Source organism: Streptomyces sp. S.PNR 29 (genome assembly GCF_030386795.1).
Taxonomy (GTDB): domain Bacteria; phylum Actinomycetota; class Actinomycetes; order Streptomycetales; family Streptomycetaceae; genus Streptomyces.
Genome location: NZ_JANUQM010000007.1, coordinates 365,368 through 382,047 on the forward strand (window position 1 = coordinate 365,368; position 16,680 = coordinate 382,047).

At 69.7% G+C, this 16,680-nt stretch carries 14 protein-coding genes; 4 read left to right on the forward strand and 10 right to left on the reverse strand.

The genetic code is table 11. The features are described from left to right. The first annotated feature begins 68 nt into the window (after positions 1-68). Entirely contained in the window at positions 69-683 is a 615-nt protein-coding gene (locus NW895_RS21195; protein WP_289937324.1) for a hypothetical protein, read from the forward strand. A 244-nt stretch (positions 684-927) separates the two neighbouring features. Here NW895_RS21195 and NW895_RS21200 read toward each other — a convergent pair whose 3' ends face one another. The 3 genes from NW895_RS21200 to NW895_RS21210 all read right to left on the reverse strand — a co-directional run bounded on the left by NW895_RS21200 (position 928) and on the right by NW895_RS21210 (position 3,036). After that, complete coding sequence (locus NW895_RS21200; RefSeq protein WP_289937325.1) at positions 928-1,560, reverse strand: hypothetical protein; 633 nt, start codon at positions 1,558-1,560, stop codon at positions 928-930. 68 nt (positions 1,561-1,628) lie between these two features. Next, positions 1,629-2,330: a ribonuclease HII gene (locus NW895_RS21205; RefSeq protein ID WP_289937326.1), complete on the reverse strand. Its 702-nt coding sequence runs from the start codon at positions 2,328-2,330 to the stop codon at positions 1,629-1,631. Positions 2,331-2,412: 82 nt separating this feature from the next. After that, positions 2,413-3,036: a TetR/AcrR family transcriptional regulator gene (locus NW895_RS21210; protein ID WP_289937327.1), complete on the reverse strand. Its 624-nt coding sequence runs from the start codon at positions 3,034-3,036 to the stop codon at positions 2,413-2,415. 187 nt (positions 3,037-3,223) lie between these two features. Here NW895_RS21210 and NW895_RS21215 point away from each other — a divergent pair, with 187 nt between their 5' ends. Beyond that, positions 3,224-4,771: an MFS transporter gene (locus tag NW895_RS21215; protein ID WP_289937328.1), complete on the forward strand. Its 1,548-nt coding sequence runs from the start codon at positions 3,224-3,226 to the stop codon at positions 4,769-4,771. Between the two features lie 399 nt (positions 4,772-5,170). Here NW895_RS21215 and NW895_RS21220 read toward each other — a convergent pair whose 3' ends face one another. From NW895_RS21220 to NW895_RS21230, 3 genes are all read right to left on the reverse strand, one after another. Continuing rightward, entirely contained in the window at positions 5,171-6,079 is a 909-nt protein-coding gene (locus NW895_RS21220) for an ADP-ribosylglycohydrolase family protein (RefSeq protein ID WP_289937329.1), read from the reverse strand. 12 nt (positions 6,080-6,091) lie between these two features. Further along, on the reverse strand, positions 6,092-6,751 hold the full coding sequence (locus tag NW895_RS21225; protein ID WP_289937330.1) for a histidine phosphatase family protein: 660 nt from the start codon (positions 6,749-6,751) through the stop codon (positions 6,092-6,094). Between the two features lie 119 nt (positions 6,752-6,870). Then, positions 6,871-7,476, reverse strand: coding sequence for a YdbC family protein (locus tag NW895_RS21230; protein WP_289937331.1), 606 nt, complete (start codon positions 7,474-7,476; stop codon positions 6,871-6,873). Between the two features lie 156 nt (positions 7,477-7,632). On the opposite strand from NW895_RS21230, the gene NW895_RS21235 reads away from it, so the two are divergent. Next, positions 7,633-8,166: a TerD family protein gene (locus tag NW895_RS21235; protein ID WP_289937332.1), complete on the forward strand. Its 534-nt coding sequence runs from the start codon at positions 7,633-7,635 to the stop codon at positions 8,164-8,166. A 71-nt stretch (positions 8,167-8,237) separates the two neighbouring features. Here the strand turns inward: NW895_RS21235 and NW895_RS21240 are convergent, their stop codons facing one another. Beyond that, the gene (locus NW895_RS21240) at positions 8,238-11,120 is read right to left on the reverse strand and encodes a vitamin B12-dependent ribonucleotide reductase (RefSeq protein ID WP_289937333.1); all 2,883 of its coding nucleotides are present in this window, start codon (positions 11,118-11,120) and stop codon (positions 8,238-8,240) included. Between the two features lie 163 nt (positions 11,121-11,283). Then, entirely contained in the window at positions 11,284-11,853 is a 570-nt protein-coding gene (gene nrdR, locus NW895_RS21245) for a transcriptional regulator NrdR (protein WP_289937334.1), read from the reverse strand. A 587-nt stretch (positions 11,854-12,440) separates the two neighbouring features. Here nrdR and lexA point away from each other — a divergent pair. Continuing rightward, entirely contained in the window at positions 12,441-13,220 is a 780-nt protein-coding gene (gene lexA, locus NW895_RS21250; protein WP_289937335.1) for a transcriptional repressor LexA, read from the forward strand. Positions 13,221-13,463: 243 nt separating this feature from the next. On the opposite strand, the gene NW895_RS21255 is transcribed toward lexA, so the two are convergent. Continuing rightward, positions 13,464-15,440, reverse strand: coding sequence for an ATP-dependent DNA helicase (locus NW895_RS21255; RefSeq protein WP_289937336.1), 1,977 nt, complete (start codon positions 15,438-15,440; stop codon positions 13,464-13,466). A 325-nt stretch (positions 15,441-15,765) separates the two neighbouring features. Beyond that, positions 15,766-16,620 carry a GNAT family N-acetyltransferase gene (locus NW895_RS21260; RefSeq protein ID WP_289937337.1) on the reverse strand — a complete coding sequence of 285 codons (855 nt, stop codon included), beginning with the start codon at positions 16,618-16,620 and terminating at the stop codon, positions 15,766-15,768. Positions 16,621-16,680 lie beyond the last annotated feature (60 nt).

A 16,680-nucleotide genomic window follows, 5' to 3' on the forward strand; every position in this document is an offset into this window, starting at 1 on the left:
CGCTGCGGTGCGCGCTCCCCCGAATCCGACCCCGCCCGCTGTATGGGCGCGTAGCCGAAGGGAGGAACGTGACCTTCGGATTCGCTCCGTCCTCGGCGGCATCACTGTCGTCGTCCGCCGCTTCCGCCAACCGCGTGCTCGAACTCGCGGAGTGGGCCGCCGCGGGAATCCCACTCCTGCGCAATCCCCGGGAAGTCGTCAGCGGGCTGCACTCCCGGCATCACCCCAAGCCGGCGACCGCCATCGTGGCCGTGCTCGATCCGGAAGACCGGCTCTGCGCGAGCGCCTCGTTCACCCGCCGTACGGCCCCGGCCGACGGCTGGATGTTCCGCAACGTCCTGCTCGCCCAGCTGCGCCGGGTCATCCCGCACGACCTGCGGCGCCGCACTCCGGTGCGCACCGCCGTACTGCTCTACTGCCGTGAAGGCGACGCGCGTTGGACGGAGGAGGACGGCGCGTGGATGTGGGGCCTGCGAGACGCCTGCACGCTCCACGGGCTGCGCTGCGGGGCGTACATCACGCTGACGCGTGACGGCTGGCAGGTCCTCGGCGAAGGGCGCGGTGGGCGTCGCCCCAGCATGAATTCGGCACCGGAGCCGTTCGCCACCTCCGAGACACCACTCCCGCCGCCGCGCACCGGCGGCGCTGCTTCCGAGGTACTGCGCCGCGCGGCGGCTCGCTGAGCAAACTCGGACCAACGAAGACCCCGGCATCACGGGTCCACCGGTACACCCCGTCGTAGGGCCTACGACGGGGACAGCAGGTCCGCAGGCCACCAGGCTCCCCGGCTCCGGGCAACCGCCCTGCTCCCTCCTGGATCCGGCGCCCCGTGCGGCGAACCCGGGCACGTCAAAGGCCCCACCGTGCGGATCACCGGCACGGTGGCGCCTACGCCGTCAGGCGTCCGCCGAGGGGCGACGGAGCGGCTCAGACGCCCGCGCCCAGCACCGAGTTGATGCGCTGCGGGTCGCCGCAGACGATCAGCAGGGCACCGGCCCGGGAGTGGGCCAGGGACAGCGCGCCGACGGCAGCGGCTTCGGGACCTCCGTTGACGGCGACCACGACCACCGGCCGTGAGGCAGCCCGGTCCGCGACGGCGGCGTCCGCGTAGAAGACGTCGTCGCCCGCGTCGTGCTGCGCCCAGTAGGAGGCTTCGCCGAAGGACAGCTCGTGGGCGGCCCACGGATGGGACTCGCCGGTGGTGATCACCAGCACGTCGCCGGGGGCGCGGCCCGAGTCCAGAAGCAGGTCCACGGCTTCCTCTGCGGCATCGAGGGCGCCTTCGGCCGAGGCCGGGATCAGCTGGATCTGCGGGGTGGCCGAAGCGGCGGCCGGGGCGGCCGGAGCCGACGGTCCGGGCTTGGGCGCGGGCACGTCACGCGGCGTACGTTGCACCGGCGGCGTGGCCCGGAGCGGGCCGGGACGACCGGGACGCGACGGAGCCGCGGGGCGGGGGCCGGGTACGGGGCGGGGGGTCGGCGCGGTGCGGCCGCTGGCCGGAGTGGCGCGGGGACCCTGGGCACTCTCGTGAATCTGAGGCTCCTCGGGAATGAGAGGCATGAGCTGATGTTTATCAAACGTTGGTACGGCCCGCGTCGGCGGGTGGCACATAAGTGCGAGCGGAATCGTCAGAAATCGAAGCCGAGCTGACCCTCGATTTCCGGAACGCTTCCGTCCGCCCAGCTGCGGGCCTTCTTGAGGTGCCGCCACTGGGGCAGCGCATCAAGATACGCCCACGACAACCGGTGGTACGGGGTGGGGCCCCGCTCCTCCAGTGCGGCCTTGTGCACGGGAGACGGATACCCGGCGTTGTCCGCAAAACCGAAGTCTGCATGGTCGATACCCAGTTCGGCCATCATTTTGTCGCGCTGGACCTTGGCGATCACCGAGGCCGCCGCGACAGCCACGCACGACCGGTCGCCCTTGATCACCGTACGGACCTGCCAGGGCGACCCGAGATAGTTGTGCTTGCCGTCGAGGATCACCGCATCCGGGCGGATCGGCAGGGCCTCCAGAGCGCGTACCGCCGCCAACCGCAGGGCGGCGGTCATGCCCAGGTCGTCGATCTCCTCCGGGGAGGCATGCCCCAGGGCGTACGACGTCACCCACGTCCGCAGCTCCTCGGCGAGCTCGGTGCGCCGTTTGACGGTGAGCAGCTTCGAGTCGGTGAGGCCTTGGGGCGGCCGACGCAGTCCGGTGATCGCCGCGCAGACGGTGACGGGGCCGGCCCACGCGCCGCGCCCCACCTCGTCGACACCGGCAATGATCTTCGCTCCGGTCGTGGCGCGAAGGGAGCGCTCGACGGTGTGAGTAGGTGGTTCGTACGGCATGGCGCCCTTAGCGTACGCCGCCCGGAACCCGCGGCGACACCCCGGTTTCCCCGAGCGACGTCACGACGCGAACGGGGCCGCCTCAAGCGCCGTCGGGCCGCAGCAGCGGAACCATCAGGTGGTCGATCATGTCCTCGAGTTCCCGGTCGGACCATTCGCATCCGCTAATCTTCGAGCGGTACATCATCATCGCCGGGATAGCATCGAAGACGTATCCGTTCGCAGCGCCGGAGCGCACCTCACCCCGCTCTATTCCACGGTCGATGACCTCGCGAAGCATCGCGATGATCGGCTCCACGACCCCGTCGAAGATCACTCCATGGAAGCGCTCCGCCTGGACGCTGTCGCATTCGTGAATCACTGAACGCAGAGCGAATCCAGGGCGGGAGAACATCGCCTCGCGCGCTCGCCGACACAGCGCGAACAGGTCCTCGCGCACACTGCCCAGATCGGGAACCTCGTCGAAGCGCGGCAGTCCGGCCCGCAGCGCGTCCGCGACCAGATCCTCCTTGGAAGGCCAGCGACGGTAGACCGCCGCCTTTCCCGTCTGGGCGCCGGCGGCGACACCCTCCATCGTGAGGCCGTTCCAGCCGACCGTACTGAGTTGCTCCAACGCGGCGTCCAGGATCGCGCGTTCGAGCACGGCGCCACGGCGGCGAGGAGCGGCCGCCCGAGCGGAGGCGGCCGCCCAGCGCGAAGTAACCATCCGAGTGTCTCCAGCGAGCAGAGGAAGCGGGGATTCCGGGTAAGAGGATGCGCCACGCGGCGGCACAAGGGGGACGGACCGCACGACGAAAAGGCGAGTGAACGCTTGCGTTCACTGTCCGGGAGTCACTAGCGTTGACGCGACAGTGAACGCCAGCGTTCACTAACGCATTTGTGGGGGACCCATAGTGACAACCTCTCAGTTGATCAAGGACCAAAAACCAGGTGCGGCCCGCCGGGAGGGGCATCCCGGCATCGCGCTCACCGTCATCGCGGCCTGCCAACTCATGGTGGTACTCGACGCGACGATTGTGAACATCGCCCTTCCGCACATTCAAGACGCGCTCAAGTTCAGCACCACCGAACTCACGTGGGTCGTCAGCTCCTACACGCTGACCTTCGGCGGCCTGCTGCTCCTCGGCGGCCGGGCCGGTGACATCCTCGGCCGTCGCCGGGTCTTCATGACCGGCATCCTGCTCTTCACCTTCGCCTCGCTGCTCGGCGGATTCGCCCAGGAGCCCTGGCAGTTGCTCGCCGCGCGCGTCCTCCAGGGCGTGGGAGGCGCGATAGCGTCGCCCACCTCGCTGGCGCTCATCACCACCACGTTTCCCGAAGGCCCGGAACGCAACCGGGCCTTCGGCGTCTTCGCCGCCGTCTCCGCGGGCGGCGGCGCCATCGGACTGCTCGCGGGCGGCATGCTCACCGAGTGGCTCGACTGGCGCTGGGTGCTCTTCGTCAACGTGCCGATCGGCGTTCTCATCGCCGTCCTCACGCCGCTGTACATCAGCGAGTCGGAACGGCACACCGGACGGTTCGACATCGCGGGCGCCGTGACCTCGACGGCGGGCATGGCGTCCCTCGTCTACGGCTTCATCCGTGCCGCGGACGAGGGGTGGCGGGACAGTCTGACCATCGGGTCCTTCGGCGCCGCCGTGGTCCTGCTGCTGGCCTTCGCGCTCATCGAGTCCCGGGCCAAGGAGCCGATCACACCGCTGAGGATGTTCGCCGACCGGAACCGCTCCGGCACATACGTGATCATGTTGAGCCTGGCCGCGGCGATGTTCGGCATGTTCTTCTACATCGTGCTCTTCGTGCAGAACGTGCTGGGGTACAGCCCGATCGAGGCGGGCCTCGCCTTCCTGCCGGTGACGGTCGTGATCGCGCTCGGCGCGGGACTGTCGCAGCGTTTCCTGCCCGTCTTCGGCCCCAAACCGTTCATGCTCGTGGGTGCGACGCTCGTCGCCACCGGGCTGGCCTGGCAGACCCTGCTCAGCTCCGACAGCTCGTACGTCGGCGGGATTCTCGGACCGATGCTCGTCTTCGGCTTCGGCATGGGCCTGAACTTCGTGACACTGACCCTCACAGCGGTCTCCGGTGTCGCCCAGCACGAGGCGGGCGCGGCGTCCGGATTGCTCAACGCCACGCAGCAGGTGGGCGGTTCGCTCGGCCTGTCCATCCTGACGACCGTGTTCGGCACGGCCAGCAGGGACGAGGCGGAGAAGCAGCTGCCGAACTTCCTCGCCAACGCCTCCGCGGAACAGAAGACGGAGTTCGCCACGTCGCACCAGCTGCCCGCACCCTGGGGGCACGAGGTGCTCGCCCAGGGCATCTCGACGGCCTTCATCCCGGCGGCCGCGATGGCCGTCCTCGCCCTGTCCACCGCCTGGCTGGTGATCCGGGTCCGCAAGAGCGACCTTGAGGCACTCTCCGGCTCGGCCGGCCCGGGCGTCGGCTGACCGGAGTGCGGCACCGCAGGCCGGCCCTGGCCCGCGGACGGACGTCACGAGGCCCCGTAGGCACCTTCGGCCCACGACCGGCCACGGATGGCCCGGCCTCGTCCCGGAGACGGACGGCGAGGCCGGCGGTCCGGCCATCCGCACGCGGCCCGCGCGACACGCCGCGCGGGCCGCGATGGCATACGGCAGGCGCAAGGAGACCCGACCCGGCACGGCCACGACGCGCTGGAGCAACAGCAACGCGCCTGCAATGAGCAGAACTTCCATGACACCCCCCTGCCACGCTCGCGAACCACTCCGCATGCACGGGCCTCACACCTCACAGAGCGGATGCCACGACAACGTGCACTCGGTCACGGAGAGTTCCCGATACGCACAGAGAGTTTCCGAGGGGCCGCGCTACGCCGTCGTAGGCACCCAGTCCGGCAGCGCCTCGGTCCGCTCCAGCCACTCCGCGGGCGGCGATCCCGCCTTGCCGGAGGCGAGCACTCCGCCGACGATGGCGCAGGTCGTGTCCACGTCCCCGCCAACCTGCGCAGTCGTCCAGAACGCCTGCTCGTAGTCATCGAGAGCCCGCGCGGCAGACCAGAGCGCGAAGGGCACCGTGTCATGGGCCGACGTACGCCGCCCGCACCCCAGTACGGCCGCGACCGTGGTCGGGTCCCCGTAGTCGAGCATGTCCCGGGCGCGCCGGAGCCCCGCGCCGACCGCGCTCCGCTTCGGCACCAGCCCGATCACACCGTCGAGGAGCGCCTCGGGGCCCGGCGGGCCGACAGGGGCGGCGACCAGCGCGGCTGCCGCTGCGACGGCCATGGCGCCGACCACGGCCTCCCGGTGCTGGTGGGTGGTGTACGCCGAGATCTCCGCCTGGTGGGTCGCCTGCTCCGGGTCGTCCGCGTACCAGGCCCCCAGAGGTGCGATCCGCATCGCGGCACCGTTGCCCCAGGAGCCCTGTCCCTTGAAGAGCGCCGCGGCGAGTTCCCGCCAGTCCTCGCCCTCGCGGACCAGCCGCAGCAGGCGGCCCACCGCCGGTCCGTAGCCCCGGTCGAAATCGTGGTGCACGGCGAACGAACGCGCCAGGGCGTCCTGGTCGATGCGCTGGTGGGCGGCCAGGACCGCGACCACGGAGCAGGCCATCTCCGTGTCGTCCGTCCACTGCCAGGGCCCCGCCGGCACCGTGCGGTGCTTCAGCAGCGGGTAGTTCACCGGCACGAAGAACTGTGAGCCCAGCGCGTCCCCCACCGACAGTCCGCGCAGGCTGGCCAGGGCGCGCTCCAGGCGCCCGTCGGGAGAGGAGTCAGCGGTCATCGCCCTGCCACTCTATCCGGTGATCCCGTACGGTTCCGGATCTCGCCACCGTTCGAAGGGCCGGTCAAGGGTGTACTTGCCGTCCTCCCCGAGAACGAGCATCCGGAACTCGGCGTTCCCAGGATTCGACAGCGACTCGAATTCCGCGACCGTCCAGTGGAACCACCGCATGCAGAACAGCCGCATGGCCAGCCCGTGGGTCACGATGAGCACGTTCGGGGGGTGGTCCGGCGCTTCGAAGCTGCGGAACAGGCTCTCCAGGAAGCCGCCGACCCGGTCGTACACGTCGGCGCCGGACTCGCCCTGGGCGAAGCGGTAGAAGAAGTGACCGTAGGCGTCCCGGTACGCCTTCTGCAGGCGCACGTCATCGCGGTCCTGCCAGTTGCCCCAGTCCTGCTCGCGGAGCCTGGGCTCCTCCCGTACGCGTATGAGCTCGGGATCGAGGTGGAAGGCGCGCAGGGTGTCGTGCGTACGGCGGTACGGGGAGACGTACACGCTGACGCGTTCGCGGCCGAACAGCTCGCGCAGCCTCTTTCCCGTCTCCTCGGCCTGCCGCCAGCCCCGGTCGGTCAGGGCCAGCGCGTGGTCGGGCTCGCGCTCGTACACGGAGTCATCGACATTGCCCGTTGACTCGCCGTGCCGGACAAGGATGATGCGCCGTGGTCGTGCCATGCCAAAACCCTAGATCGGTTCGCGGTCCGTCGAGCACCGGTAAGGGCTTCATACGGCACAGGTCACACAGATTCTGCACCTCGGGCCACCCGCGGACGCGTGGTCGGCGCGTTGCGGAATCACACGGTCCAGGAGGGCTCCAGGTCCACGATGTCGCCGGTGAGGGCCGCGACGTCGGCCTCCGTCTGGGCTCGCAGGGCGAGCCGCTCCACTCGCTCGGTGCGGTACTTGCCGTGTTCGGCGGCCGACCGCCACATCGACAGCACCAGGAACTCGTTACCCGGCGCCTCGCCGAACAGGCCACGGATCATGCCGGGTGAGCCGGCCATCGCCGGGTTCCAGACCTTCTCCTGCATCAGCACGAAGTGCTCGGCCCGCTCCTCGTGGACACGGCAGAGCGCCACCCGCAGCAGGTCCGTGTCCGTGAATCGCGGCTCGAAGCCGGTCTTCACGTCGAAGCGGTGGTCGAACAGTCTGACCTGGGCGTCCTTGAAGGTGCCCGACTGGGCCGACGCGAGCCGGTCGTGCGAACGCGCCATGAAGGAGTCGTAGAAGGCGCGGCTCTCCCAGAAGGCGAATATGTGCGCCACATCGGGCCGCCCGCGGCTCCAGCCGCCGCCCTGCCCGCGAAAACCCGGCTCCCCCAGAAGCCCCGCCCACTTTCGCTGCCCCCGCTCGAAGCCGCGGCGGTCCACCACGGTGCAGCGAATCCACTTGACCAGCACCGCGCCATGGTAAGGCCACGGAGCGTGGCGTCGGTCACTCTCCGGCGGACAGCTCGGCCGCACACGCCCCCGCGCGCGTGGCAGGATGGACAACCGGCCGTTAGTGCTCGGTGGTTGGGGTGGACGGCAGAACCGTGACCGGGGAAGGGGAAGTCTGTGAGCGGCCTCAGCAAGGGAATCGGCAAGGTCGAGATCGCACTGAGGTGGGACCCGAATCCGGCGGGACAGCCGCCCGCCGATCTGGACATCGTCGCCGCGACCTACCTGGCGAGCGATCCGCACGGCGATCCCGCCTACATGGTGCACTTCGACAGCCGCTCCCCCGACGGCACCATCTATCTCAACCGGGACAGCAAGGACGGCAAGGGCTTCGGCTACGACGAGGTCATGACGCTGGAGCTCAATCGGCTGGACAGCCGGTACGCGCGCGTGGTGGTGGGTGTCGTCATCCAGCAACGCCCCGCGGAACGGACGTTCGTCAGCGTGCTCAACCCGGGCCTGCGCATACGCGAGGGCTACACCGTTCTGGCCGAGGACGACTTCGGCGGTGTCCTCGGGGCGACGGCGGCGACGGTGGCGGAGTTCGTCCGTGACGAGTCCGGCGCCTGGAACTTCCACGCGGGCGTCCACGGCTTCGAGGGCGACCCGACGACCTTCACCAGGACCATGGGCGCGGCGCGCCGGTCCTGACGTTCGTACCCGGTTGATGGCGGAAGGGCGCCGGCACAAGGCCGGCGCCCTTCCGTTTCAGGGACTACGCGTCAGCTGCAGCCGCTGGTCGAGCCGCAGCCCTCGCAGATGTAGCAGGAACCGGCCCGCTGCATCTTGGTGCCGCAGGAGAAGCACAGCGGGGCGTCGGCCTGGATGCCCAGCTGCATCTCCACCAGTTCGGCACTGGTGTGGGCCTGCTGCGGGGCGGGCTTGGCCGCCTCGGCCTCGGTCCTCGGCCTGCTGACGGCCTTCAGCTCCTGGGCGCGGGGCGCCGACTGGGCCAGGCCCTCGACGTCGACCTCGTCGTCGGCCGGCTCGTACGAACCGGTCTCCAGGTGGCGCTGGCGCTCCTCGGCGGAGTGAATGCCGAGCGCGGAACGCGTCTCGAAGGGCAGGAAGTCCAGCGCCAGGCGGCGGAAGATGTAGTCGACGATCGACTGGGCCATCCGCACGTCCGGGTCGTCCGTCATACCGGCCGGCTCGAAGCGCATGTTGGTGAACTTCGATACGTACGTCTCCAGCGGCACGCCGTACTGCAGGCCGACGGAGACCGCGATGGAGAAGGCGTCCATCATGCCCGCGAGGGTCGAGCCCTGCTTGGACATCTTCAGGAAGACCTCGCCGAGACCGTCGTCCGGGTAGGAGTTGGCGGTCATGTAGCCCTCGGCGCCGCCGACGGTGAACGACGTGGTGATGCCGGGACGTCCCTTCGGGAGGCGCTTGCGGACCGGGCGGTACTCCACGACCTTCTCGATCGTGGGCTCCGCGGCGGGCTGCTCCTCGGCCTTCTCCTCCTCCTTCTTCTTGGCGGAGAGAGGCTGGCCGACCTTGCAGTTGTCGCGGTAGATGGCGAGCGCCTTGACGCCCAGCTTCCAGGCCTCGAAGTAGATCTCCTCGACCTCCTCGACGGTCGCCGTCTCCGGCATGTTGACCGTCTTGGAGATGGCGCCGGAGATCCACGGCTGGATCGCGGCCATCATGCGGACGTGCCCCATCGGGGAGATGGCGCGCTCGCCCATGGCACAGTCGAACACCTCGTAGTGCTCGGGCTTGAGGCCGGGAGCGTCGATCACGTTGCCGTGCTCGGCGATGTGGGCGACGATCGCCTCGACCTGCTCCTCCTGGTAGCCCAGGCGGCGCAGGGCCTGCGGGACGGTGCCGTTGACGATCTGCATCGAGCCGCCGCCGACCAGCTTCTTGAACTTCACCAGCGCGAGGTCGGGCTCGACACCGGTGGTGTCGCAGGACATCGCGAGGCCGATGGTGCCGGTCGGGGCGAGGACGGACGCCTGGGAGTTGCGGAAGCCGTTCTTCTCGCCGAGGCGCAGCACGTCCTGCCAGGCCTCCGTGGCGGCGGCCCACACCGGGGTGTCCAGGTCGTCCATGCGGACGGCCGTGCCGTTGGCGTCGGCGTGCTGCTTCATGACGCGCTTGTGAGCGTCGGCGTTGCGGGCGTAGCCGTCGTACGGGCCGACGACCGCGGCGAGTTCGGCGGAGCGGCGGTACGCCGTACCCGTCATCAGGGAGGTGATGGCGCCGGCGAGGGCACGGCCGCCGTCGGAGTCGTAGGCGTGGCCGGTGGCCATCAGCAGGGCGCCGAGGTTGGCGTAGCCGATGCCGAGCTGGCGGAACGCGCGCGTGTTCTCGCCGATCTTCTGGGTCGGGAAGTCCGCGAAGCAGATGGAGATGTCCATCGCGGTGATGACCAGCTCGACGACCTTCTGGAAGCGCTCGGTCTCGAAGGACTGGTTGCCCAGGCCGTCGTCCTTCAGGAACTTCATCAGGTTCAGCGAGGCCAGGTTGCAGGACGTGTTGTCCAGGTGCATGTACTCGCTGCACGGGTTCGACGCGGTGATCCGGCCGGACTCGGGGCAGGTGTGCCAGTTGTTGATGGTGTCGTCGTACTGGATGCCGGGGTCGGCGCAGGCCCAGGCTGCCTCGGCGATCTTGCGGAAGAGCGCCTTGGCGTCGACCTCCTCGATGACCTCTCCGGTCATCCGCCCGCGCAGGCCGAAGTTGCCGCCGGCCTCGACCGCCTTCATGAACTCGTCGTTCACGCGGACCGAGTTGTTGGCGTTCTGGTACTGGACGGAGGTGATGTCCTCGCCACCCAGGTCCATGTCGAACCCGGCGTCGCGCAGGACGCGGATCTTCTCCTCCTCCTTGACCTTGGTCTCGATGAAGTCCTCGATGTCCGGGTGGTCCACGTCGAGGACGACCATCTTGGCGGCGCGGCGGGTGGCGCCACCGGACTTGATCGTGCCGGCGGAGGCGTCGGCGCCGCGCATGAAGGAGACCGGGCCGGAGGCGTTGCCGCCGGAGGAGAGCAGCTCCTTGGAGGAGCGGATGCGGGAGAGGTTCAGGCCGGCACCGGAGCCGCCCTTGAAGATCATGCCCTCTTCCTTGTACCAGTCGAGGATCGACTCCATGGAGTCGTCGACGGACAGGATGAAGCAGGCGGAGACCTGCTGGGGCTGGGTCGTGCCGACGTTGAACCAGACGGGGCTGTTGAAGCTGAAGATCTGGTGCAGGAGGGCGTACGCCAGCTCGTGCTCGAAGATCTCGGCGTCGGCGGGCGAGGCGAAGTACTTGTGGTCCTCACCGGCCTTCCGGTACGTCTTCACGATGCGGTCGATCAGCTGCTTGAGGCTGGTCTCGCGCTGCGGGGTGCCGACGGCACCGCGGAAGTACTTGCTGGTGACGATGTTGACCGCGTTCACCGACCAGAAGTCGGGGAACTCGACGCCGCGCTGCTCGAAGTTGACCGAGCCGTCGCGCCAGTTGGTCATGACGACGTCACGGCGCTCCCAGGCCACCTCGTCGTAGGGGTGGACCCCAGGGGTGGTGTGGATGCGCTCGATACGCAGTCCCTTGCCGGCCTTCGTGCTCTTGGCTCGGCTACTCCGTGCCGGACCGCTCGCCGTCTCTGTCATGCCGCCTCCCTGTACGGGCGAAAACGCCCTGAAGTGCCCCGTTGTTCCCGTGGCACGGTGTTCTGTCTGGTGTCGCGGGCACCCTCGCTGCCGCCCGCAACAGGTCTTCCTCATCGCCGCCGTCCGGCCGGGCCCGGGCTTGCGTCCGGGTCCGGCCCGCCGGTCAGTCGGCGGTGCCTGCGGGCTCGGGGACCTGTGCAGCCCCTCCGGACCCGCGGTCGTCTTCCTGGCTCCCCGCGACAGCGTCCTCGCGCCCCTCGTGATCCCCGTCCTCCGCGGCGGGGTGTCCCGTCTGCTCCCTCAGTTCCGCGATCGCGGCCTCGAAGTCGTCGAGCGAGTCGAACGCCCGGTAGACGGAGGCGAACCGCAGATAGGCGACAAGATCGAGCTCCTGCAAGGGCCCGAGTATGGCCAGCCCCACATCATGAGTGGTCAGCTCGGCGCTTCCGGTGGCCCGTACCGCCTCCTCGACCCGCTGGCCGAGCTGGGCGAGCGCGTCCTCGGTGACGGGCCGTCCCTGGCATGCCTTGCGCACGCCGTTGATGATCTTGGTGCGGCTGAACGGTTCGGTGACCCCGGACCGCTTGATCACCATGAGCGAGCACGTCTCCACGGTCGTGAACCGACGGGAGCAGTCAGGGCACTGGCGACGCCTGCGGATCGACGTGCCGTCGTCGGTCGTACGGCTGTCGACCACACGGCTGTCGGGGTGCCTGCAGAAGGGGCAGTGCATGGACTCCAACCCTCCTCACAGCAGACTCAATAGCCTCACAGGCCTCTCGGGCCCCATGAAGCAGCCCCAAGCATAGGCGATCTCCGAGAGCGCGAAGACCCGGGGGACCACAACTTCTGGGCCGCTGCTGCAATCCAACCACTAGATGTGGGGATTGGCTCATACATCCAGCCGTACACGCGCGTCGCATCCGTACGGGCGGGTACCGCGCGAGTCGTGCATCGCACCCACCCAGGAGTGCACAGCCGTTTCGCTCTCCGGAGTGCACAGCCGTATCGCTGCGACACATGCGGAGATACCGTGGGCGCCCGGAGGAGGGGGCGTGCGACTCCCGCACAGATGAGAGCCGGTGCCCGCTTGCCGGAATGCCGGATGGCAGACTGGAGCGACAACCCACGAGGTCGCCACCCCGGCGGTGAAGGGTACAACAATGGGCCCTTTTGTCCCGCCAGGCACTGCGGTAGCCATACACCCAGACGCAAGATCACGCCGGGTGATTCGCGTTTTTTCACTCGAACGTGTGTTTGGCGCAACCTTTCGAAAGCAACTACCGTTGTCCAGCAGGGAGACCATCGAGAGGGGCCGACGTGACCACCACCGCAGACAGTGCCACCATCACTGCCCAGGACCGCTCCCAGGGCCGATTCGAGCCGGTGCATGCGATGAACGAAGCCACGAATACCGAGGGGCACAAGCGTTCCCTGCCCGGCCGACCTCCAGGCATCCGGGCGGACAGTTCCGGGCTCACCGACCGACAGCGCCGGGTGATCGAGGTCATCAGGGACTCGGTGCAGCGTCGCGGCTACCCGCCGTCCATGCGGGAGATCGGCCAGGCCGTCGGACTTTCCAGCACCTCTTCCGTCGCACACCAGCTGATGGCACTGGAGCGCAAGGGCTTCCTGCGCCGCGACCCGCACCGCCCGCGCGCGTACGAGGTGCGCGGTTCCGACCAGGCCGCCACCGTGCAGCCCACCGACACCGCGGGCAAGCCGGCCGCGTCGTACGTCCCGCTGGTCGGCCGCATCGCCGCCGGTGGCCCGATCCTCGCCGAGGAGTCCGTCGAGGACGTCTTCCCGCTGCCCCGACAGCTGGTCGGCGACGGTGAACTGTTCGTGCTGAAGGTGGTCGGCGATTCGATGATCGAGGCCGCCATCTGCGACGGCGACTGGGTCACGGTCCGCCGCCAGCCGGTCGCCGAGAACGGCGACATCGTGGCCGCGATGCTCGACGGCGAGGCCACCGTCAAGCGCTTCAAGCGCGAGGACGGCCATGTCTGGCTCCTGCCGCACAACTCGGCGTACGAGCCGATTCCGGGTGACGACGCGACCATCCTGGGCAAGGTCGTGGCGGTGCTGCGGCGCGTGTGACGGCTGCGGCGGGCGGGTGAGCCCCGCTCTTTGACCGGGCCCCGGGACCCCTGCGCCGGTTCCGGGGCCCTGTGCTGTCCGGGCTACCTGCGGCCCGTGGGGCTTCCAGTCCCCTGCGGCTCCTGGCCTCCGGCCCCTTGCGGCGCGTGGCTTCCGGCTCCCTGTGGCGTGTGGCTTCCGACCTGGTGACGGATGGACGCGGTCAGGGGTTGGCCTGTCCCGGCAGTGGGGCAGGCCAACCGATTATCCGGCTTCAGTCTGCTTCGCCACCGCGTCGATCGCGGCCAGCGACTTACGCACCTGGTTACGGTCCGTGGTGTACCAGAAGTCGGGCAGCGACGCCTTCAGATAGCTGCCGTACCGAGCCGTGGCGAGGCGCTGGTCCAGTACGGCGACCACACCGCGGTCGCCCGAGGCCCGTACGAGGCGGCCGGCGCCCTGGGCCATGAGCAGCGCCGCATGCGTGGCGGCGACCGCCATGAAGCCGTTGCCGCCCGCGTCCTCCACCGCCTTCTGGCGGGCGCTCATCAACGGGTCGTCCGGGCGCGGGAACGGGATCTTGTCCATGACGACCAGCTGGCAGCTGGGCCCGGGCACGTCGACGCCCTGCCAGAGCGAGAGCGTGCCGAAGAGGCAGGTCTTCGGGTCGGCAGCGAAGTTCTTGATCAGCTCGCCGAGGGTCTCCTCGCCCTGGAGGAGGATCGGGAACTCCGGGATGCGGGAGCGCAGCTCCTCGGCGGCCAGCTGGGCCGCCCGCATGGAGGAGAACAGGCCCAGGGTGCGGCCGCCGGCCGCCTGAATGAGCTCCGTGAGCTCATCGAGCATGTCCGCACGGTCGCCGTCCCGCGCGGGGCGCGACAGATGCTTCGCGACGTACAGGATGCCCTGCTTGGGGTAGTCGAAGGGCGAGCCGACGTCGACGCCCTTCCACTTCGGGACGTCGTCGCCCTCCGTGCCCTCCGGGGCCAGCCCCAGGGAGGCGCCGACACCGTTGAAGTCGCCGCCCAGCTTCAGGGTCGCGGAAGCCAGGACGACCGAGCGGTCCGCGAAGAGCTTCTCCCTCAGCAGGCCCGACACGGACATGGGGGCGACGCGCAGGGAGGCTCCGAAGCGATCGTGACGCTCGTACCAGACGACGTCCCACTCGGAGCCGTTCACGATCCGTTCCGCCACGTCGTGCACGTTCTCGACCGATGCCAGCGCCTGCTTGCGGACCGCGTTCTCGTCCTCGACGGACTTGTCGCGGGTGGCTCCGATCGCGGAGATGACCGTACGGCAGGCGTCGCGCAGCGCCATGAGCGCGTAGCCGAGGTCCTCCGGGATCTCCTCCAGTCGGCCCGGCAGCGCCAGCTCCATCAGCCGCTCGAAGCCCTCGGCGGCGGTCTGGAGCTGGTCGGCGGCCTTCTCGTTGACGAGTTTCGCCGCTCTGCGCACCGCTCGGTTGACCTGACCGGGGGTGAGCTCGCCGGTGGCGACCCCGGTGACCCGGGAGACCAGCTCGTGCGCCTCGTCGACGATCAGCACCTCGTGCTGCGGAAGGACCGGCGCGCCCTCGATGGCGTCGATCGCGAGCAGCGCGTGGTTGGTGACGACCACATCGGAGAGCTTGGCGCGCTCGCGGGCCATCTCCGCGAAGCATTCGGCGCCGTAGGCGCACTTGGAAGCCCCGAGGCACTCGCGCGAGGAGACGGAGACCTGCGCCCAGGCCCGGTCGGAGACCCCGGGCGTGAGGTCGTCGCGGTCGCCGCTCTCGGTCTCGTCCGCCCAGTCGCGCAGCCGCAGCAGGTCCTGGCCCAGCTTGCTGGTGGGGGCGGCCGCCTCGAACTGGTCGAAGAGGCCCTCCTCCTCGTCCTGCGGGACTCCCTCGTGGAGGCGGTGCAGGCACAGGTAGTTCGACCTGCCCTTGAGCATCGCGAACTCCGGGCGGCGGCGCAGCAGCGGGTGCAGCGCCTCGACCGTGCGCGGCAGGTCACGCTCCACGAGCTGGCGCTGCAGGGCCAGGGTCGCGGTCGCGACGACGACCCGCTCACCGTGGGCGAGCGCGGGCACCAGATATCCCAGCGACTTTCCGGTGCCGGTGCCGGCCTGGACCAGCAGATGGGAACCGTCGTCGATCGCTTCCGCGACGGCTTCGGCCATGGCCACCTGGCCGGGACGCTCCGTGCCACCGACGGCGGTGACGGCAGCGTGCAGGAGTTCGGGGAGTGAGGGCTTCGTCATAGCGCGACCACCCTACGGCCCGGCACTGACAAACGGGTGAGCAAGGCGGGGACGGAGGGTGGGATCAAGACGTCGGGCTCCTCGGGACGGGGCGGGAGAGCGGGGGTGAGCAGGGCGGATGGCTGTGATGGCGCGAAACGGGGTCGGGGCGGTTGGTCGTGGGACATGAGGTCGGTGGCTGTCGGTGGCTGGTGGACGGGTCAGCTCGGTGGGGGCTGGAGCGGGTAGGCAGGCCGGGACGTCGGTGTCGGTGCGGACGGGCATCGGGGCGGCGGGGGCGGGGTGGTGTGGGTGGTCTGCTGGAGGGGTTGGGCGGAAGGCGGTGCTACAGCAGGTCGCGCAGAGCCCGGTCTCGGATCATCAGGGCGATCCGCTTGGCGGGCAGGTCGATCTCGGCGGAGAACCGGAAGCCGGCGCTCAGGAAGGCGGCGACGGAGGGGATGTTGTGCAGGTCGGGTTCCGCGACGACGCGTGCGCAGGCGGGCCGCTGGTCGAGAACAAGGTCGGCGACGGCTCTGAGCAGGGTGCTGCCGACGCCCCGTCCACGATCGGCGGCCTCCCCGATGAGGAGGTGGACTCCGGTGTCGTGAGGCCGGGCGGGATAGTAGCGGGCCAGCGGGTCGAGGTCGGCCCGGTAGATCTCCCAGTAGCTCATCGGCATGCCGTCCAGCACGCCTACGCAGGGGGCGCTGCGGCCGTCTCCGTCGAGCTGGGCCCTCACGTGGTCCTCCGTCACGCTCCGCGGTCCGGCCAGGGCCCAGAACGCCGCGACGGCTGGGTCGTTCATCCAGCGGCTGACGAGCGGAAGGTCTCGTTCGACGCGGATGGGTACGAGATGGAACACACCCACGGGGGTGACGGTCGGGCCCCAGTCGACGATGTGGTCGAGGAGATCGTCGCCGGGGAGGACGAGGGAGTCGCCTCCGGGTGAAGGGGCGGAGGCGTCTCGGAGCGGGGCGGGGGAAGCGGACCGTGCCGTGCCCCGGGCACCCTCCGGGCTGTCGTCGCCGACGTCGGGGTCCTCCATGAGGAGCGCGGCGAGTTCCTCGGTCAGGTGCAGCTCCAGCGTGTCCTCGTTGTCCGTACCGGCGCTGTTCTCGTCCGTATCGGGGCTGGTTTCGGTGCGGGTGTCGGCGGTCGGGGCTGAACCGGCGTCGGCGCTCGCGTCGGTCGGAGGCACGGCGACGCTCCTCTCAGGAGGCGGGGTGAGGCGTTGGGGGGGCGCGGTCCTCAAGCTCGT